Origin of the sequence: Psychrobacillus vulpis, assembly GCF_006861825.1 — a bacterium.
Taxonomy (GTDB): Bacteria; Bacillota; Bacilli; order Bacillales_A; family Planococcaceae; genus Psychrobacillus; species Psychrobacillus vulpis.
On the sequence record NZ_VDGI01000001.1, the window covers coordinates 435,368 to 453,177 of the forward strand.

At 37.0% G+C, this 17,810-nt stretch carries 25 protein-coding genes; 1 reads left to right on the top strand and 24 read right to left on the bottom strand.

The window, feature by feature from the left end; genetic code table 11:
- Nucleotides 1-228: 228 nt before the first annotated feature.
- A complete protein-coding gene (locus tag FG384_RS02235; RefSeq protein WP_142640912.1) occupies nucleotides 229-1,014 on the top strand; it encodes a DUF4393 domain-containing protein in 786 nt (261 codons plus the stop codon).
- Nucleotides 1,015-1,102: 88 nt separating this feature from the next.
- Here FG384_RS02235 and FG384_RS19685 read toward each other — a convergent pair whose 3' ends face one another.
- From FG384_RS19685 to FG384_RS02350, 24 genes are all read right to left on the bottom strand, one after another.
- Nucleotides 1,103-1,258 carry a hypothetical protein gene (locus tag FG384_RS19685; RefSeq protein WP_166462353.1) on the bottom strand — a complete coding sequence of 52 codons (156 nt, stop codon included), beginning with the start codon at nucleotides 1,256-1,258 and terminating at the stop codon, nucleotides 1,103-1,105.
- Between the two features lie 25 nt (nucleotides 1,259-1,283).
- Nucleotides 1,284-1,583, bottom strand: a complete 300-nt coding sequence (locus FG384_RS02240; protein WP_142640913.1) for a hypothetical protein — start codon at nucleotides 1,581-1,583, stop codon at nucleotides 1,284-1,286.
- Entirely contained in the window at nucleotides 1,580-2,764 is a 1,185-nt protein-coding gene (locus FG384_RS02245; protein ID WP_142640914.1) for a hypothetical protein, read from the bottom strand. Before FG384_RS02245 ends, FG384_RS02240 begins: the two co-directional genes overlap by 4 nt.
- Before the next feature lie 12 nt (nucleotides 2,765-2,776).
- On the bottom strand, nucleotides 2,777-3,415 hold the full coding sequence (locus FG384_RS02250) for a DUF2612 domain-containing protein (RefSeq protein WP_142640915.1): 639 nt from the start codon (nucleotides 3,413-3,415) through the stop codon (nucleotides 2,777-2,779).
- Nucleotides 3,408-4,589 (bottom strand): baseplate J/gp47 family protein, encoded by a 1,182-nt coding sequence (locus FG384_RS02255; protein ID WP_142640916.1) that lies wholly within the window; start codon nucleotides 4,587-4,589, stop codon nucleotides 3,408-3,410. The genes FG384_RS02250 and FG384_RS02255 overlap by 8 nt, the downstream gene beginning before the upstream one ends.
- On the bottom strand, nucleotides 4,579-4,938 hold the full coding sequence (locus FG384_RS02260; protein ID WP_142640917.1) for a contractile injection system sheath initiator: 360 nt from the start codon (nucleotides 4,936-4,938) through the stop codon (nucleotides 4,579-4,581). The genes FG384_RS02255 and FG384_RS02260 overlap by 11 nt, the downstream gene beginning before the upstream one ends.
- 12 nt (nucleotides 4,939-4,950) lie before the next feature.
- Complete coding sequence (locus FG384_RS02265; protein WP_142640918.1) at nucleotides 4,951-5,382, bottom strand: Gp138 family membrane-puncturing spike protein; 432 nt, start codon at nucleotides 5,380-5,382, stop codon at nucleotides 4,951-4,953.
- On the bottom strand, nucleotides 5,379-6,182 hold the full coding sequence (locus FG384_RS02270; protein WP_142640919.1) for a phage protein: 804 nt from the start codon (nucleotides 6,180-6,182) through the stop codon (nucleotides 5,379-5,381). Before FG384_RS02270 ends, FG384_RS02265 begins: the two co-directional genes overlap by 4 nt.
- The gene (locus FG384_RS02275) at nucleotides 6,179-6,496 is read right to left on the bottom strand and encodes a phage baseplate plug family protein (protein WP_142640920.1); all 318 of its coding nucleotides are present in this window, start codon (nucleotides 6,494-6,496) and stop codon (nucleotides 6,179-6,181) included. The genes FG384_RS02270 and FG384_RS02275 overlap by 4 nt, the downstream gene beginning before the upstream one ends.
- Nucleotides 6,497-6,502: 6 nt before the next feature.
- Nucleotides 6,503-7,084: a LysM peptidoglycan-binding domain-containing protein gene (locus FG384_RS02280; RefSeq protein WP_142640921.1), complete on the bottom strand. Its 582-nt coding sequence runs from the start codon at nucleotides 7,082-7,084 to the stop codon at nucleotides 6,503-6,505.
- Nucleotides 7,085-7,086: 2 nt separating this feature from the next.
- A complete protein-coding gene (locus FG384_RS19975) occupies nucleotides 7,087-9,129 on the bottom strand; it encodes a phage tail protein (protein ID WP_205961726.1) in 2,043 nt (680 codons plus the stop codon).
- Nucleotides 9,130-9,308: 179 nt separating this feature from the next.
- A complete protein-coding gene (locus FG384_RS02290; RefSeq protein WP_142640922.1) occupies nucleotides 9,309-9,581 on the bottom strand; it encodes a hypothetical protein in 273 nt (90 codons plus the stop codon).
- Nucleotides 9,582-9,682: 101 nt separating this feature from the next.
- Entirely contained in the window at nucleotides 9,683-10,087 is a 405-nt protein-coding gene (locus FG384_RS02295; protein ID WP_142640923.1) for a phage structural protein, read from the bottom strand.
- Between the two features lie 14 nt (nucleotides 10,088-10,101).
- Entirely contained in the window at nucleotides 10,102-11,106 is a 1,005-nt protein-coding gene (locus tag FG384_RS02300; RefSeq protein ID WP_142640924.1) for a DUF3383 family protein, read from the bottom strand.
- Nucleotides 11,107-11,118: 12 nt separating this feature from the next.
- On the bottom strand, nucleotides 11,119-11,589 hold the full coding sequence (locus FG384_RS02305) for a phage neck terminator protein (RefSeq protein ID WP_142640925.1): 471 nt from the start codon (nucleotides 11,587-11,589) through the stop codon (nucleotides 11,119-11,121).
- Nucleotides 11,586-11,939 (bottom strand): hypothetical protein, encoded by a 354-nt coding sequence (locus tag FG384_RS02310; RefSeq protein ID WP_142640926.1) that lies wholly within the window; start codon nucleotides 11,937-11,939, stop codon nucleotides 11,586-11,588. Before FG384_RS02310 ends, FG384_RS02305 begins: the two co-directional genes overlap by 4 nt.
- Nucleotides 11,939-12,409 carry a hypothetical protein gene (locus tag FG384_RS02315; protein WP_205961727.1) on the bottom strand — a complete coding sequence of 157 codons (471 nt, stop codon included), beginning with the start codon at nucleotides 12,407-12,409 and terminating at the stop codon, nucleotides 11,939-11,941. The genes FG384_RS02310 and FG384_RS02315 overlap by 1 nt, the downstream gene beginning before the upstream one ends.
- A complete protein-coding gene (locus FG384_RS02320; protein ID WP_142640927.1) occupies nucleotides 12,409-12,765 on the bottom strand; it encodes a DUF4054 domain-containing protein in 357 nt (118 codons plus the stop codon). The genes FG384_RS02315 and FG384_RS02320 overlap by 1 nt, the downstream gene beginning before the upstream one ends.
- 13 nt (nucleotides 12,766-12,778) lie before the next feature.
- Nucleotides 12,779-13,090 (bottom strand): hypothetical protein, encoded by a 312-nt coding sequence (locus tag FG384_RS02325; protein WP_142640928.1) that lies wholly within the window; start codon nucleotides 13,088-13,090, stop codon nucleotides 12,779-12,781.
- Nucleotides 13,091-13,102: 12 nt separating this feature from the next.
- Complete coding sequence (locus tag FG384_RS02330) at nucleotides 13,103-14,008, bottom strand: DUF2184 domain-containing protein (RefSeq protein WP_142640929.1); 906 nt, start codon at nucleotides 14,006-14,008, stop codon at nucleotides 13,103-13,105.
- Nucleotides 14,009-14,019: 11 nt separating this feature from the next.
- A complete protein-coding gene (locus FG384_RS02335) occupies nucleotides 14,020-14,472 on the bottom strand; it encodes a structural cement protein Gp24 (RefSeq protein ID WP_142640930.1) in 453 nt (150 codons plus the stop codon).
- On the bottom strand, nucleotides 14,473-15,567 hold the full coding sequence (locus tag FG384_RS02340) for a DUF2213 domain-containing protein (protein WP_142640931.1): 1,095 nt from the start codon (nucleotides 15,565-15,567) through the stop codon (nucleotides 14,473-14,475).
- 127 nt (nucleotides 15,568-15,694) lie between these two features.
- The gene (locus FG384_RS02345) at nucleotides 15,695-16,492 is read right to left on the bottom strand and encodes a phage head morphogenesis protein (RefSeq protein WP_205961728.1); all 798 of its coding nucleotides are present in this window, start codon (nucleotides 16,490-16,492) and stop codon (nucleotides 15,695-15,697) included.
- On the bottom strand, nucleotides 16,467-17,807 hold the full coding sequence (locus FG384_RS02350) for an anti-CBASS protein Acb1 family protein (RefSeq protein ID WP_240793321.1): 1,341 nt from the start codon (nucleotides 17,805-17,807) through the stop codon (nucleotides 16,467-16,469). Before FG384_RS02350 ends, FG384_RS02345 begins: the two co-directional genes overlap by 26 nt.
- Nucleotides 17,808-17,810: the final 3 nt, after the last annotated feature.

Consider the following 17,810-nt stretch of genomic DNA (forward strand, 5'->3'; position numbering starts at 1 on the left):
TTATTCTATTTTGAACTTAAAGTATGATGATATTCTGCCACATCATAATGATAATTAGAAGATGTTGAACCTCCTTTAAATTTTTTAGCTTTTCTTAGATGAAAATTAAACCAAACATAATGCCAAAATAATTTTATTAGTCCCATCTTGAATCCCTCCAATTTATTTTATATACTCTAGAAATCATTCCCAAAGATTAGTAGAATCATAATTAAAGGAGGTGAATTCATGAGTAATGTAAAAGATACACTAGAAACTGTTCAAGGAATTATGGACGCAGTACCTGTTTATGAAGATATGTTGCAACCTGCTTCAAAAGAATTAGGCAAAGGATTACTAACGATCTCAAAAACGGTAAACATAGCCCTTGCTCCCTTGGCTGGATTAGTTTGGGGTTATGAAAAAATATCCTCATACTTAGAAAACAGTATGGCAGGTAAACTCAAAGACGTTCCTGAGGAAAGAATTATAACACCCGACCCATCGGTTGCTGTTCCGACTATTGAAGCACTGAGATATACTGCTCATAAGGAAGAACTCCGTGAATTGTTTTCTAATCTAATTGCTACAGCAATGGATAAAGATGTTGCAATAAAAGCTCACCCATCTTTTGTTGAAATAATAAAGCAACTTACTCCAGACGAGGCAAAAATAATTTGTTCAATTAAAGATAATGGCCTAAATCCTTTAATAGGAGTTCAAGCTGTCAATGAAAGCAATGGTTTCTTAGAAATTAAGAAAAATTTTACTAACTTGTCTCGCATTGTAGGTTGTTCTTATCCAGAAATGGTGTCATCATACATTGAAAATCTTAATCGGTTAGGACTCATTTCCATTGATACTCAAACTACTATAGCTGAAAACTCTTATTACGATGAATTGATTAATCAACCAGAAATTCAATTATTAACTCCGCAAATACTGAGTATGCCAAGAAAAGTTAAGTATCAAAAATATACTTTTTCAAGAACTGAATTTGGTGAAAAATTTGTGAATTCTTGTACAAGACCTTAATATCTTGAGGCAAATGATCACAGTGAATATTTGCCTCTCTCTCACTATTATGTTCCTCATTAGAAAAATGACATAAAAAACAGCTTGCTTATGCTACGTTTAATTGGGCTGTTAACTCTTCGTATTGGGGATGAGTAATACGGTCACCGACTAGAAAAATATCTAGTTTTTGTTGCATATCCTCTTTAGAAGTATACGATTGACGTTCAATTTGTGATTTGCATGCACGGTAAGTTAAGTTCATTTTAAATTCCTCCAATTGTTATAATTTATAGTCCTAATTCAATCATTGTTACTCGGTAGTCAACATCTATAATGTAATCATTTAATAGCTCTGTTTCAGTTGGCTCTTGTGGTTCTACTGGTATTACATACTCCTTCGCCTTCACGATTTCATCAACTTTTTCAAGTGTAATATAATCAAATTCAGTTTCAATAATGTCATAGTCATTTGTATTCCCTCCGAAATTAGGGAATACATTTAACTCCAATTCTTTTTCATATGATGTATGGGCATTAAGCATCCCCACAATATTAAGAGTGTCTTTATGATAAATAAATGTATTCAATTGTACATAACCTCCAAACGATACTCTCCGCTATTGAGTGTAGCTTCTAAAGTAGCATCCGTATTTTTAATTATTATTTCGATTTCTTTTGTAGCGGAATTATATCTAACGGTGGATAAACTAAGTTTGCTCGCACCTGGGCCATTTACGCTATAAAAAGTAAAGTTTGTGTTGTCTACGGCGTTTGGAATCCAATTTTTAGAGGTTGTGGTATTTAAAAAGTTCGTAGTAGATAATACATTATTTTTTGCCGATTCCAAAGTAGCGTCTACAAGATAATGTTCCGCACCCGTCCGATTATAGTCAAACTTAAAATGAACTAAGTCCCCAGGGATAGGAATCTTTTTTGTATAACTACCATTTGCGGGCACTTTTATTCCGACGAATACCAATCTATCATAAAGAGTTTTAACTCCCGCATTAGACCCGTCTGCATTTATTACCCTCCCGTTTCCATCTAATCCTGCAACCCCGTTAGGTTTATTAATTAAACTTGAAGCTATTTTAGAGTCAAGAGCTGTTTGCAGTCCAGTCACTTGAGCAATTGTATGTGAGTGACTTGCAGGTGCTTTTCCATTCCAATTAGTTCGTTCAGCTGCGGTTACATGCTTCTCATTATCGGCCAAGTGCGTCTCAAACTCTGTCGTAAAAACTACCTTTTCAGCATTACTCCAACCAGTGTAAGAAGCATCTGAATACCACACCCTTGTATATTGTGATATTAATTTAACAGGTATCGCTGGACTTTCTTTTTTGTATCTAGTAATCTGCTGAGTTGCATTTACTTTACCATCTTGGATAGTTTTGTTTGTCTCAACAAATAAAAATTCAGTAGCTGAAATGAAATCCGTCATATTCAAGAACACTGCCCAGTCTGTTCGGTCGGTATACATAACGCTCAAACCCTCTGGATATTTGTCTATATGATCTGGTCCACCTATTCCAGACACTGGATCGGCTAGTAATCCTCTAAAACCTAAATTTGTTACTCCACTACCTACATCGTCCTTATGAACTGCATTTTCTTGTAATTCTTTTAATGCTTCATATGATGTATTTTGTAAGTAATTGAAATACTCATCAGGAGGTTTAACTCCTGCTTTCCAACCACCTTGTCTGAGTGATAAAGGTGGTTCTATACCTGGTGCTTCCCAATGTGGAAGTGGTTTTAAAAATGGCATTAATTATCCCTCCTATATCGGTAATTCTTGGTCTGAAGATGGTATAAAGACAGCTCCAAAGTATCCACCTATGGTTCCATCTATATTTCCAAAGCCTTTTAAATTGTCTATTTCCATTGCTGTTGTTCCGAATTCAAATGTTCCAGCCAATTCAATAACACCAACCTTGACTCCAGCAGCTACCGTTCTTTGAATAATACGAATAAAGTTAATTGGATCAAGTCCAGCTTCATTTATTTTAGTCAAAGGTAATTCAATCAGCTTAATTGCTGCAGGTTCTGGATCGTCAATATCATTCCACTTTTCAACTATCTTAATTGTGGATGGTTCTGTGGATAAAGCGATTGAAATAACTTGAATGATTGTATTAATAGAGCCATCAGAAAGATTTCTAGCAATTTTGGACTTTAATAAGATTCTGTAGACCTCATCAGTAGCTTTACCTCTTGACTGATTGACGTTTTCACCGATCAAGTCAAGAGCCTTACCTTTTGATTTGTCAATATCTCGCCACTCTAAAATCGTTTCATTCGTCTTTTGTAACTCTAATAATTCGTCTGAAAATATACTGATTAACTTCGATAGATTAGAGCTAGGTTGCTTAGCAAAATAGTCCGCAAAACGTTTCATGATCAATTTTGCACTAAACATTGATTGTCACCTCAATGTTGTTTGCTTCTACTTGTGCAACCTCCTGCAAACCTATAGAAATATTTGATTCACTATAATTAATTCCATCTGTAGATAATTGAATCGATACATCTTCAATACCTTCCACTTGATAAGTGCGAGCAATTAAACGTGATTCAATAACATCTTCACCCATATTAAGACCTGCAAAGACAGTTGAATCTATGTCTGTACCTCCGATGTATCGAATCAGAACAGATTTGGTCTTTTCCGTTCCGTCACTAGGAAACGAGGAGTTAGTATTAAGAGCTACTTTAATGAAAATCGGTATTTCTACCGCACGTGTAAATCCAACTTGTTGTGGATTTCCGCTATCGTCTATAACATCTACATAGGTGGTCCCGTAAGGTTGAATACCTCCTGCTTTCTTTTCAAATACAGCTCTCGCAATGTCTTCATTTGTTCCCCCTAAGACAAATGCTTGTATGGATCTCTTAGGAGTTCCATATGCATCTGGTACATCTCCATAGTTTTCTATGACAGTGGCAGCACGAATGGAAGGAATTTTCAATAGATTTGTCCTAATAGCGTTGGTAGTAGCTGAACCCATTCCTTCCACAGTAATAGATGCTCTTTCACGTGCTTCTAAGTCCGTTTCTTTTTCACGGCCGCCCTTTGTTTCTGAAATGTTTGTTACGCTAATAACATCTGCATCAGGATTAACTATTTCTGTAATGGTATTAGCTGCAACGTTACCTACACTCCCCAATTCAACAGCTTTAATTTCCACTATCCCTTTTCCAAACGAATCTAGCGTCACATTTTCTGTTGTTTCAAAGAACACATCTGTTTTGTTAGACACTAAAAAACCAGCACTCACCAAATGATTTGGCGTGCCGGTTATTTCTAATGGTCCAAACGAATATTGATCTAGATTTCTTGTAATACCTGCATAAGGTAGAAGCATATCTAGTTGAGCACCCTCGGCAGTCTTTCGATAAGCTGAGTAATAGACATTTTCATTGTCTTGCCATGCAAGAGACAGAAACCATGCCATGATTCGAAGTAAAATTCCAAGGATGGATCGTTCAGATACATTTGCGTTTTCTCCGAAGTATTGCTTTGCCTTCGCGGACATATCTGTCAGCAAATCATCATAAGTCTTTCGTTTATAGCCTTTGGAGTCAAGCGCCACCTAGAACCACCTCCTCGTTTATTGTTTGTCCATCTATTAGTTGAACATTGTATTTCACACTTAATTTTCTTAGCTTACGATCTTGGACGATTTCGACATCATTAATAATGTCCACTCGTTCCTCTTGCCCAATAACTCGGATTATTTCCGAGCGAATTTCCTCATCTGTTGCCTTTTCTAATAGCTTCATAAAGTCTAGTCCAAAATCTAAGTTTAGGAACCATTCTTTTAGGTTAGTTGAAAGGGAAATAGTTAACACTTGCTTTACCTCTAGAACGCCATCTATGAGCTTAAAATCACCATTTTCAAAGAGTAAATCTCCATCATCTGTTAACTCTATAGTTTTCATTTGCTCACCTCTTTACAATAGCCCTACAATGATTGCATCGTGTATATCAAATAAACGGGATGCTCCAGGATAAACAAGCTTTCCATCTACTGCATCATCGATACTACGTTGTGCAAAAACTGCTAATACAATATCACCACTGTTAATGGACGGGACCAACTCTACTGGTTCATTAAATGTAATTTGAGTATGATCGCTATTTGGAATTGAGATAGAAATGGCCGTATTATTTTTTAACTTTACTCTTTCAAATAGAACAGGAACATCTTCTAATACTGAAAGTTTCTCAGGTGCACGATTCACTTCTTTTACCATGAATAATGGTTGAACTTTTGCTGTCCGAGAATCTTCATTGTAGGAAATTACTTCGCAAGGCATACAAGTATTGATTGATAGAAGGATCTGATTCTTAAAATTAGAATAAAACTCGGATGAATTACTCATACAATCACCTCAACCTCTGAATAATAAGCATCTCCACGCCTGTAATGCTTACCTTTTCGTACTCTAAATTTCCCTTTTACGAATACTGACTGCAGTTCGATGATAGAAGCTGTATTCATTCGGTATTGAAGCAAGGACTTCACTTTATAACCTTTGACTACTCTACCATCTTTTTCTTCTTCGAAATACTCAGGTGATCCAATCAAGCCAGTGTCTGATTTAAGGATAAATTTAGTGTTGTCTCCTTCTTTTATGGAGCGAATATAAACACTAGAACGACTGATATAGAAGCTTGCTTCACAATCCTTTGCTATTTTTTTCATAGCATCTACTACGGATCCATTCACTGAGAAACCCTTCTTATAAACAACGTTCTTAGGTAATTTGATTACAGCTATCTTTAACTTAAGTACTTTTGCGAGTTCTTTTAATATTTGCTCACCTTTGATACCTTTTTTGAATGACTTTTTTAGCGTTTTCTTATTATCGATTGGCTGACTATCTATGACAGATATTTTAGTTGCGCGATCCGAACCGCCCTTTTCAGATGCTACCTTGGATACATAACCCGAGAGTATTACTCCTTTATCATCATTGTATCCAGCATTCATGGTAACCTTTACACCTTTTTTTAGTTTGCTGAGTGTAGTGTCTGATAAGTTATATACAACTATTTCACTTATGTTTGGATCTGGATCATCATCGAATGGAATCTCAAATTCTATTTCCAATGATTGACTAGACATCTTCAATTCACCGATTATTATCTCAGTGACACGTCCAAATTGAATAGTACTCATAAATCATTCACCAACCTTAAAAACACTGTCTCGTTAAGATTTTCAAAGGTTACACGTTGCTCTTGTCCTGATTCATCAATAGGTTTGATTGTAGGGCCAGGAAAACGTGAATCGAAAACCTCTTCGAATAGTGGCACTCCATACGTAACTCTTTCACCATAGATCAATACTTTGTCATCTTTGTATAAATCTACAGTGAAAAAGTCGTGCTGCAAGTTATAATTTATTTCCATTTCAAACAGCTCTGCACCTAACTCTATTTCAAACCGATAAGGAATGAGCTCTTTTTCAATTTCGATGTATTCAAAGTTCATTCCCTATCACCCCACTTTAATTTTTACTCCAATAGGAATTTGAGTAGCTGGATACTTGTTGTTTTTTTGGACATCTTGCCAATTAACGCCGTATTTAATTGCGACACCATAGTAAGTGTCACCTTTCTTAGTCACATGATAAATAGGAGATTGTTTCTTATTTACTGTTTGCTTACGACCAACACTAGATACTCCTGCAACTGCACTTTTCGCTTTAGCTGGAAGTGATACATAAGAAGGTGCTGCAAATCGCACTTCTTTTAGCTTCATGCTAAAGTTAAACCCGTTCATTATTTTGGAATCTGCGTCATATGAAAAGGCCGCAATCATCAAATTATGATAGATTCTACGGCCTTCATAAACTATAGCTGTACCTTTTGTTTCAATCGTTGATAATCGCCCTATCAATGTTTCTAATGATGTATTATCTGGCCTTATCAATTTACCACTTATAGATAGAACAACAGGTTCCCTTTCAACATGATCAGTGAGGTTGATTCCCTTCTCTACAGGATGAGATGGCAATTCAACATCATTTTGCAGACTTTCTTTTTCAACATGTATTTGTATTCCGTTTATTTTTGCCATCTCTAACCCTCCATAACGACTGGGAATATAGCACTTAAATCACTATACCAACCTTCTAATTCTTCTTTAATACTTCTTGCAGTTTCTTGAGGTTTATCGGAACCCTGTACAATTATTTGAACCGGTGCTTGCACAGTAGAGCTTGTTGTCCTATTAGTAATAGGTGCTGCATTGTTATAACTAGCTCCATCAAAATCCAGTGTTGGATCAGTACCATCACCTTTTAGGATTCCTGCATTACGCAAAGCATCTGCCTCATCAGCAGGTAAAACAGCTTCGTCTTTATGCAAGAGAGCTGGCATTTCATCGTAAGGAACACGCCCTAGACCTACTTCAAATCCTGGTATTTTCCCAGTGATTTTCGATACTACTCCGCTAATTTTCTCGCCAACATCAAATTTTTTCATTACATCGCCAACTAAACTGAATTTGTTGATTACCCATTCAACTGCATCAGCGATCCCATTAAACGCCCATGTAATACCATCAAGAATAGGTTTCATTATTACCCATGCGCCCGAAAGAGCTGCAGATGCAAGAGGTAATAATGGCACGATTATTTCTGAAACAAGAAATTTAACTGCACCTGTCACACCTTCAAATAAGCTACCTGCTATACGTAAGATTGGAGAAATGACATTAAAGACTGTTTCAATTACAGACCTAGCAACTGGCATCAATGGAATGATTACACCCTCAATCAATCCACCAATAACACTTTTTAAGATGTCAAACACATTCATTGCCCCAGCAACAACATTTGAGATAAATCCCATCGCATTGCCGATAAATTCTTGGGCAACTGGCATTAGAGGAACAATAACATCAGTTACAAATTGACTTACAACTTCTTTAGCATAGTTAAAACCATCTACATATTTTTGTGTTAAATTTTCAATTTGCTCTGCTACTCCTGGAGGAACCCCTATTTTCTCCCAAATATTAGATACTCCACTAACGTCTCCAGAAAACAATGCTTTATAAGTGTCATAATAAGCCATTGTAATATCCTTAAATATTGAAAGTTTATCAATTCCATTAGATAAAAATTCCATAAAAGGACCCGGATCTACATTAGAAACCACATCGCTTAATTTGGATAACACTCCTACTGCTTGCTCAAGAATCGGTGCACCGGCTTTAGCTAAGAAATCTTGCCAAGCTTGCTTCAAGTTCCCCATTTGGTTTTCATAGGACTCTGATTCTCGTAACGCTTGTCCTGTAGCACCAGCGGCTTCCATCATCTTTTCTGCGTAAGTTAAACGAGCAAGTTGCTTGTCAGCTTCGCCAAGTTTTTTCCAATCCTTGCCGAGCTCCTTTGAAGCAAATGCAGCTATTTGTGTTTCATTTGCAAAGAGTCCAATGGATTCTCCACCCTCATAATTCCCTTTGATAAAGGAATTTAGTGAACTATTTGCATCCTCAAACGATTTGTCATAGAAAGCTGCCGCATCCGCAACAGCACTTACTGCTCGTTCTGAAGCAACCATAGCATCTTGAGTTTCCAATCCAAGACCTTTAAACATTGAAGTCATTGTCGTGTAGGCAGGCTTTATCCTATTTGGTACCATACCGAAGGATTCTCCAAGATTATCAACAACGCCTTGTGCATCTTTATCGAGTTTTTGGAACACTTGATCAAACTGGGCTTCTATTGCTTGTGCTCCAGCTGCGGCTTCAATCGCACCTGTTGCGAAATCTTTAAGTGCAGTGCCTATACCGAGTGCCAGCAAAGCTGAACCTATTCCTAATACAGCCTTTTTCAAACCACCCATGCCCTTATCAGCTTTTTTGACTTCTTTATCAAGTTTATTTAAATCAGTATCATCTAATCTTTCGACTTCATCTGCAGTATTATTAACAACATTTTCGAGGTCATTGAATTCATTAGCTAAGTCACTAGTTTCATCTATGACATCAACGATGAGAGATGGATCTATTCTTCTTAAACTATTTATTACATCATCTATTTTTCTATCGAGCGCAGTAAGGGGGCCATCAGCTATGTCCATGCCAATCTCTACGACTACGTCACGTAAGGACATTCAATCAACCTCCCCTCGCTTCTTTTAATCGATCGGCATAGCTATCTATAGCTGCATTGAATTCTAATAATTCATCTAATGTCATCGTTTCAGCACGTTCAAAGCTAAGTTTCCCTTCCATAATCGGACGCCAAAAAACCCAGTTTTCATCAACTGTTTGCCGATGAACATGGATAGGTTTAGCTCTCTTGAAAGGTAAATTTAACAGCCGCGGACATTACTTCTGAAAATCCTCCTACTTCCTCAAAATGCTCGAACGTTACTTTACTTCCATCTTCTTTAAAGATCACGTGTTCCATCATTGATTCATAAAGTTTTTCACCCTGTTGAACGCCATGCTCATTCTTTGACTGGTCGCGCATACGAATAGCTTCACGTAACCCCGGATGTTGGAAAGTGTATTTTTCCTTGTTTTTAGTTTCAAATGTTTGTTGTTCACCTTTTTTAGCCATTTGCTTTCTCTCCCATTCTTTTCGTTTTAAGTGATTGGTTATATGTCTTTTTTTCATGGCAAATTAAAAAGAGTGAGCACATTGCCCACTCTCCTTTCGTTTTATTTAACTGCGTAGTCAAATACTTTAATTGTATACACACGATTTGAAGCCGATTTACCAAATTCTTTGTCTGCGGGTTTTGTGATCATTGATTTAGTCCCACCAACAACCTCTTTTACTTCATTATTAGAGTTTACCCAAATAGGCACCATTGAACGGGCATTAGCAAAACCATCAAGCACAGAAATAGAAGGTGATGTTTGATTCAACGTGATTTCAATCGTTCCCATTCCGTCGCCGTTAATCGACACTACTGCATCACCTTGCGCTGAGCTAGATGCCTCAAAGTTATCATTGTCTTTAGATGCTTTTACCATCGTACCATCAGCATAACCTGTAATAAAAATGCCCCCGACCGTCGTTACAACTTTGCGAGCATCATACGTTCCAATATGTCCTGTCATTAATTACCCCTCCTTTAAGCTACCATTTCGCCTGTAACAGTTGCTTCATGAATAGCACCTGCAAGTTCTAGGCTAAATGATAATCCTTTATAATGACGCGCTACACGATCAGCTGCGTTTGTTTGAGCACGATTTTTCGCTGTAATTGTGTATAGTGGTTGTTTTGCATCATCAAGCGCGATAATACCTTGTTGACCAGCAATTTCGAGAATTGTTCGTGCTTCTCCTTCAATTTGCGGGATACCAACATCATCAAATGAGACTTTGTCATTATTTACAAATAATGTGGAGATAGCTTGCTCCATATTGACTTTTACCCAATCTTTTCCGTGAATTACGTCAATGTATTCACCTGAAAGAACCGTACCCTCTGATGTTTGGTAGTTGCCGTTTTTCGCTACATACGCAAAACCATTTAATTCATGAATTTCTAGTAATGTAGTAGCATCATATGGCGCAGGATCTACCCCAATTAACTTTTTAAACTTGTAAGTGATAGAACCGACAAGTTTAGAACCGTGGCCACCTATTAACGCTAAGTGAGGGTATTGTTCTAACTTGTCGTGCATCATTACAAAGGTACGGTCATACTTTTTAGCTGATAACGTAGTTAAATCTTGAATGCTATCAACTGTATGAGCTGCGATTTTGAAACCCTCACCTTCTACAACATCTGAAATAGCAATAAAGTCTGCTACAGTACCAGTTGCCAATGATACGAAGTACCAATCTTCGTTATAATATTTTTCAAGTGTTTGGCCTGCTGTTGTCGATGCCGATGAATCAAACGTAGCAATAGCTACTTTTGATGTACTTGTATCTCCCTGTTTAAATGCTATTTTTGCCGCTTTATATGCATCAGTCGATTGGGCAAAATCAGTTTCTACACCTTCAATATCACCATAAATTTTAAACGTTTGTGGACCTGCTTTATCCGCTAAAATTAACGGCGTGCCAAGTCCAGTTAAAGCAGACGGCTTTTTTATGTTGATAATGACTTTGACATCTTTTAATGGCATTATATTTCCTCCTTATGGATTGATTGTGACTTTTTCTATAACATCTATCTCGAACGACTCTCGACCTCGTACGCGCAATCGTAAATCAAAGCCACATCGACGTTCATAGTCAATCGTTAAAAAAACATCACGATTCGTTGCGTTTAACACGTCAACTACTGTGATGTTTTCATCTGACAAATCAATATGACCTTTACCTAGAAAATAAGCTCGGGCTTTATTAGCATAATTATCAGCATCTTCTATTGTTGCTGCATTGCAAGTAATAGAAAATATCATTTCAGTATCTTGCTCAATTGTTTTAATGTTGTCTGTGATCGATTCGGTGATTTGTCCTACACTTGCACCATTAGTAGTTTTTTTAATTGAGAAAAAAGGGTATGATGGTTGTTTTCCTGTACCTTCTGCTTGAATTACATGGATGCCTGTATAAGAAGATAATCCATTTTGTAAAGGAATCCATATGTCATCATAATTAATCAAGAACCATCCACTCCTTCGCGCCATCTCATCAGGTAAATATGAACATCGGTATATTCTGTGTAGTCCTTAAAAGCCTGTAGGGTATATACATCGTTTTTATAGTCTATCTGCGTTCCAATATCGATAGGTTCTGTCGTAAGCAATTTCTTTTCTTTGACTGTATAAGTACCGCTTTCGACATATTTAAGATCATCATTACTTAACGGTAGGATGACACCTTTCATTTGAACGTTATCGTGTCCACCTTGAACCCATTTACCGTTAATATATTGCCCATCAATAGCAATTAAAGCGTTGAAAGGAACGCCATTTACTTCAATCATTTCTTTAAAACTAATGATTTCAGGCATTATTTCTCCACCACCCTAAAGGTTATCCTCTTTCGCAAGCCTCCAGAATCAATTAGAGGATTACTAGAACCCTTTTTCTGAATGGTAGATGTTGCATTTGGAGGAGCATCTAAATCAGTTATTTTTTCTTGAATATCGCCAACCATAAGAGCACCTAACCGTTCGTATAGCGTCCGGGGGGCTATTTTAAAGTCAATAACATTTTTAAGTTGCTTTTCTGCAAATTGAATCCACTCAACTTCTTTTTCGTCAAAAGTTGTTCTCATGAAAGAACGTTCGGGAATAACAATAGATCCGCTTTCTTTTTGAATTGTCACCCCAAATTCATGAACGCTTGCAATCATAGCGTAAAAAGAATCATCATCCCCAAACACACCAACTTCTACAGAATACTTTTTCAAATCTCTTAAAGTAGTTATTAATTTTGGGATATTATTCCTGTCAGTAATTCGTATATTGATTCCTGCCATCAAATCACCACCAAATTAATTGTCTTTTTAGGCTTTAACTGTTCTTCAAGTTCTTCTAAAATACGTTGATATTCTTGTCCGTACTTCGATGCTAATAAGCCCATATTTTTATTTGGTTCACTGTATTGACGTTCGATTACATCTACTTTCTCTCGAATAACTGCACGTGCTGTCGTTATACTTAAAGTAGCTAAGTGAGCTGTTAAATAACGAGCTAATCGCTCTTGGTATAACACAGGTACATTTAAAGAGGACACTTCAAGTGAAGCATCCTCAATGTACATTGTTAGTCGTTCATCTGAAACAGACGTAAACTCATCACTCAACATACGAACACGCTCTAATGTAGTTAACATTTAGTTCACTCCCTTAATTTTCGGGATTAGAAAGTTCTTCAATACGCTTGTCGATAGCATCCAGAACTGTTTTACGGTCCTCATCCACTTTCAATGCATTCAACATATCTATGTCGAAAGCATCTTCAATCATGGCAATCGCTTCTTTAGCATTTGTTTTCGTTTTTTCTTTTTCGTAAACAAATTCACCCGTTTCTTCTAAATGAGCCATTAAAGGATGAGCAAGAAATTGTTCAAATTCTTGGTCTCCTACATTATTTGTACCTGGGACTAGCGTAAGACCGTTTGCTTGATATGAGTGATTACCTTTATTTTGTACTAACATGTAATTTCCTCCTTAAATCCCATCAGCGCGGCAAATTGCCATCGGATAGCGAATAATTAAGCCTGTTGTGCGTTCTTCAAATGGTACTTTCGTGTTTGGAAATGCGTACTCTTGAGGATGACGTGTAATATCTAATGGAATCCCAAGTTCTACAACATCAGGAGAAGAATCTAATACTACGAAACAGTTAGCACCAGCTACCCCTTTACCCTTTAAGTCATTGATTGTCTCTATACGTTTAAACCAATTCTGAGAACGGATATACTCCAGTACCGTTTGTTGAGTAAAGTCGTTAAATGGTTTTTCAAGTTCCTCAGAAGAATCAGGGGTAAGAAGTAAAGTATCTGCCTCATGTCCATTTAGTTTGTTAATCTTGTTTTTAGCTTTACGAATGTCAGCGACGATTTCTTTCCCTGTTTTATCACTCCATTTAGTCGAGGTCCCACCCTCATTTTGTGGCACAGCATAAACTTGAATCCCTACTGCATCTGTTAGGCCTTTAATTTTGTGTGTAGAATCTCCAGAGAAAGCAATTTGATTTTCTTTCTCAGCGATCGCTTTACGTACAGTATCAGCTTTTGTTACTTCGATTGGACGATTTGCCATTTGCGCTTCACGTACCTCTTGCACAGAAATATTAAAAGCGGCAGCAATTGAGTAGATCTTCACTGTTTCTTCCGTTAAATCTGCATCTACTAATGGCACATCTGTTGCTCCTGGAGCTAAAATTTTAGCAACTCCTGAACGAGTTAATACATCATAGCTGTATGTTTTTGCTCCTGCTGGAATATCCGTTTTTAATGAGAAAATAGAGCGCGCTTTTAATTCGGAAGCATGTGGCTCATATACTCGCTTATCAATTGCATTTAAATCTTGTGGACGGATTAATGCGTCCGCTCGGTATGATTGTGTTGACATGTGTTTTCCTCCTAAGGTAAGTTAATTTCGATTTCTACTAATTGATCTGCTGAAGCATTGCTTTTAAATACTGCACTTAATACGTCTATAACTGCTGCACCTGAAGCCACAAACTTTTGAGATGCTGGATCTACTTTAACGGATTGACCGTTAACAACATCTCCTCCGGCTACAACGAAAATACGACCGCGTTTAACAATTGCTGCAGGTTCACCTACTGGATAATTTTGATCATCTTTATTTTCCACCCAGTCATGGATATTTTGTGCTAATGCAATACCAATTACTGCACCCCCGGTAGCAATTGGTTTAATGGCCGTTCCTGTTGCATTAAGTTGTACTGCAGCACCAAAAGGAACAATAGCCTCTACAGCATACGTATCTGCCATGTGATCTTGGAAATTGGATAATTGACCTGGCTTACCAGCCGCCGACATATAATCTGGATAGTTTGTAATAGGCATTTATTTTCCTCCTTTTTCGCGCATATTGAGGCGCTTGTTTTTCATTTCTTCAAGTTCTTTTTCAGTACTTGCTGCATCACCTGTGAAAGCATTATTTGCTCCTGTACTAGAAAAACCATCATTTTTCACCTGTTCAACCGTTGCATCAAAAAAGGCGTTGATATAGTCGTCTGACTTACCATCACCTTTAAATTCTTCTTTGGTTGTAGAAATAACAGCTTCTTTGATTTCACGTTCTGTTTTACCAATGAAGTCGAAAGAGTCACCTAAAAGTGGTTTAGCTGTGCTGATTAATGCAACGCGTTCCTCGACTTTTTTATCCATTTCATCAGCTGATATTTGCTTTTCTTTTGCTTCTTTTAAATCCTTTTCAGTGTTTTGCAGTTTCACTTCTAGAGCATCATAACGTCCTTGTAAGGAATCTAATCCAGCCACTTTTGTTTCAGCAGTTTCTAATTTAGCTGCTTGTGCTTCTAAAAATGATTTAACAGCTGAGTCTACTTCATACTCTTTTCCATCAATTTTGTATGTTGGCATCTTATGCCCTCCCTTTTTTTCTTCTTTAATTTGCCATGCATCACTATCAGAACGAATGGCCACTTCCGGACCAGCACGTCCTTGATCTACTATGGCAATATGATTAATTTCGATGTTTCGTTGTACAAATTCATATTGTTGCCCCTGATAAGTACCACTCTCTGCAACAACATCAGACATAAACCCAATGGAAATCTCACGTTTGCCGTCATAAACTTTTTGGATAAGGTCCTTGTCCGTAATCGTTAAGGACACGTAAAGCTTCAAATCCTCAACACGCGCATCAGTATGACTCATACCTTTTGCGTAGTTCTGGTAATTATCTACTGTTACTGGCTCATTCGGGTGCTCGTCTGTGACTGGCTTAGAACGTGCAGAACGAATCGTTCTATCATTAAAAATTTCATCCGGCAACTTGGCTTCCATTTGGACGGTTCCATCTTGTCTTTGATACGGAAAAACGCCAGGACGGGTTATTGGTACTTGGACCGTTAAATAACCTTCTGACGTTTCTCCATAGTCTTTTATATATGATGTATCATAGCGCTGTAGTTTCAATTAATTTCACCCCCTCTCAAACTAGTATTTAACTATTCGATACCATAAAATAGTGATAAGTATGCTACTAATAAATCCAATAATCATACCTATCGCTAAATTCAACAAAACACTCAATATATCGCCTCTAATCATCAAATACAGGAATAGCCACACATCTACAGCGATAATCCTGACCTGGTATTACAACTCGTCCATTTACTTCAGGTGGATCACTATATAAAAAAACTTTATTATTCAATTCTTTATGTGATTCTCGCACACGTTCATCTGCTGATGTTAACCATTTAAAACGATTAACTCCTATGTTTTGATGTCTTTGTGCCGTTATTTGTCCTAGTATTGATCCTGCTTGATCTATTGCAATAAATTTCGCACGATTCTCTGTAATTTCTACACGACCTATTAATTGTTGGCGTATTTCTTTGATAGACGAACCTTTTTTCACACCTTCATTGATGATTAATTCAATATCTCTAAAGTAATCTTCCTCAATTGTTACGATGTAATTAACATTATCTTCTATTTTCGATTTAATGAACTCTTCTAACCAAGACTCATTTTCAACAGGGTCAATCCCATTCACCTTCAGTTGTTGTTCCATATTGTGTTTATTAAAACGATTAACACTATTAATAAAAGTTTTAACTGCGCGTTCCTTTTTAGTCGAAGCAAATATTTTAGCCGCAGTATTTTTTAAGGATTGGAACATTTTCTTCAAACTATCGAATAAATCATCGTTTATAAACTCTTGACCGTCTTTCCTCATTGCTAGATCTGGCTCCAAGTACTTTTCAAATAAAATAATGGTCTCTTTACCTAACTCTCTAATCATTTTCTGCAACGCACGACTATATGTGACAGCTGCAGCATCAGGAAAACGTGTTACAGGTATTTTTTTAGCCATTGGAATCACGCCAACCACGATAAACTTCTTCTGCTAGACGCTTAAAATCAGCTTCATCACCACTAAATTTTACTTCACTGGATAAACCAAACTGCCCAAAACGAGCCTCACGAATTTCATCTGTTGTTATAATGCCATTCACCAAATAAATCTGGTCTGTTTCCGCGACAATCTTTCTTATTTCAGCATCTGTCTTAGCATCAACATTCCATAATGGATTGAATTGAATCTCCCACTCTAGCGACTCAGGATCAACACGGCCACCTAATTCTTTTTCAGACATTAATAACATCCTAATAAGCTTTTCTAAATGTGGTTTCATCTCGTTTTCTTGTTCCGCAACAATACGAGAGTAATAGTTCATCACATCATATTGAGCACCTGTAATAGTTCCGGATTCTTGCCCTTTAATAACCGTTTTTGGCATTCGTGCAGCACTGGCTAATAAATCCCAAACGAAATCTAGTAAATCCTTGATACCTGAAACAGATGTGCTTTGCTTAGTTAAATCTTCATCAGCTGCAATCATGGCTAATGCTTCTGTTCGGAACATGAAATCCATAATCATAGATAGCTGTTGCTTGTCCTTTGTATCTAAATTTTCAATATCCTTCGACTTGTACACCTTAAACGTAAAATCATGAAGTATTTGACCAACGGACCATACAGACGTATCAAAAACCGTGAGAATATCATATAACGGCTCTAATAATGAAGGTCCTTGAATTTCCCCCTCCATTCGTCTTGTTTGACTGTGAAGTAAGCGTGATATGTGTACAGATGATTCCGTAATTTTGGTTTGTAACCCATGACGTGAAGCACGATTGATACGTAATTCTTCAAGTTGGCCGTATTTAATATCAAACACATCTTCGTTGATAAGGAACTCATTTACTTTCAAAGAACTAAATGCATGCAAATAATCAACTGAGTAAAGTTTATTCATATCTAGCTCATCTTTTAAATCAAATTTTGTTGCCTGAGTTACCCCTAATGATATAAAGCCATCTCCACGTAAACGCTCATAAGTGAACATGTCTTTAAAGGCTTTTTTAGCTTTTAAATCAGCTAGTTTTGACATTATATCTCGTGCTAATTGTTCATCTTCCATTCGTAAAGTGAACCAATTACGCGTCATATCCTCTGCAGGAATATCAATGATATTTTGTACAATACGACTATCAGAATAAAGATTAGTAATTTCATCATGCGATAATTTACGATTTATACCAGCTACCTGACGGGTAAGTTTGTCACGATTATTTGCTTTGCCATTCCCTTGCATAAAATCTTCTTTAAACTGTTTTGCCTGTTCAATTGTCTTCATGGGCATCAC

Excerpts from the sequence above, each read along its gene's own strand:
- FG384_RS02235 (WP_142640912.1), top strand. The coding sequence starts at position 229 with ATGAGTAATGTAAAAGATACACTAGAAACTGTTCAAGGAATTATGGAC.
- FG384_RS19685 (WP_166462353.1), bottom strand. The coding sequence starts at position 1,258 with ATGAACTTAACTTACCGTGCATGCAAATCACAAATTGAACGTCAATCG.
- FG384_RS02245 (WP_142640914.1), bottom strand. The coding sequence starts at position 2,764 with ATGCCATTTTTAAAACCACTTCCACATTGGGAAGCACCAGGTATAGAA.
- FG384_RS02250 (WP_142640915.1), bottom strand. The coding sequence starts at position 3,415 with ATGTTTAGTGCAAAATTGATCATGAAACGTTTTGCGGACTATTTTGCT.
- FG384_RS02260 (WP_142640917.1), bottom strand. The coding sequence starts at position 4,938 with ATGAAAACTATAGAGTTAACAGATGATGGAGATTTACTCTTTGAAAAT.
- FG384_RS02265 (WP_142640918.1), bottom strand. The coding sequence starts at position 5,382 with ATGAGTAATTCATCCGAGTTTTATTCTAATTTTAAGAATCAGATCCTT.
- FG384_RS02270 (WP_142640919.1), bottom strand. The coding sequence starts at position 6,182 with ATGAGTACTATTCAATTTGGACGTGTCACTGAGATAATAATCGGTGAA.
- FG384_RS02275 (WP_142640920.1), bottom strand. The coding sequence starts at position 6,496 with ATGAACTTTGAATACATCGAAATTGAAAAAGAGCTCATTCCTTATCGG.
- FG384_RS02280 (WP_142640921.1), bottom strand. The coding sequence starts at position 7,084 with ATGGCAAAAATAAACGGAATACAAATACATGTTGAAAAAGAAAGTCTG.
- FG384_RS19975 (WP_205961726.1), bottom strand. The coding sequence starts at position 9,129 with ATGTCCTTACGTGACGTAGTCGTAGAGATTGGCATGGACATAGCTGAT.
- FG384_RS02290 (WP_142640922.1), bottom strand. The coding sequence starts at position 9,581 with ATGGCTAAAAAAGGTGAACAACAAACATTTGAAACTAAAAACAAGGAA.
- FG384_RS02295 (WP_142640923.1), bottom strand. The coding sequence starts at position 10,087 with ATGACAGGACATATTGGAACGTATGATGCTCGCAAAGTTGTAACGACG.
- FG384_RS02300 (WP_142640924.1), bottom strand. The coding sequence starts at position 11,106 with ATGCCATTAAAAGATGTCAAAGTCATTATCAACATAAAAAAGCCGTCT.
- FG384_RS02310 (WP_142640926.1), bottom strand. The coding sequence starts at position 11,939 with ATGCCTGAAATCATTAGTTTTAAAGAAATGATTGAAGTAAATGGCGTT.
- FG384_RS02315 (WP_205961727.1), bottom strand. The coding sequence starts at position 12,409 with ATGGCAGGAATCAATATACGAATTACTGACAGGAATAATATCCCAAAA.
- FG384_RS02320 (WP_142640927.1), bottom strand. The coding sequence starts at position 12,765 with ATGTTAACTACATTAGAGCGTGTTCGTATGTTGAGTGATGAGTTTACG.
- FG384_RS02325 (WP_142640928.1), bottom strand. The coding sequence starts at position 13,090 with ATGTTAGTACAAAATAAAGGTAATCACTCATATCAAGCAAACGGTCTT.
- FG384_RS02330 (WP_142640929.1), bottom strand. The coding sequence starts at position 14,008 with ATGTCAACACAATCATACCGAGCGGACGCATTAATCCGTCCACAAGAT.
- FG384_RS02335 (WP_142640930.1), bottom strand. The coding sequence starts at position 14,472 with ATGCCTATTACAAACTATCCAGATTATATGTCGGCGGCTGGTAAGCCA.
- FG384_RS02350 (WP_240793321.1), bottom strand. The coding sequence starts at position 17,807 with ATGCCCATGAAGACAATTGAACAGGCAAAACAGTTTAAAGAAGATTTT.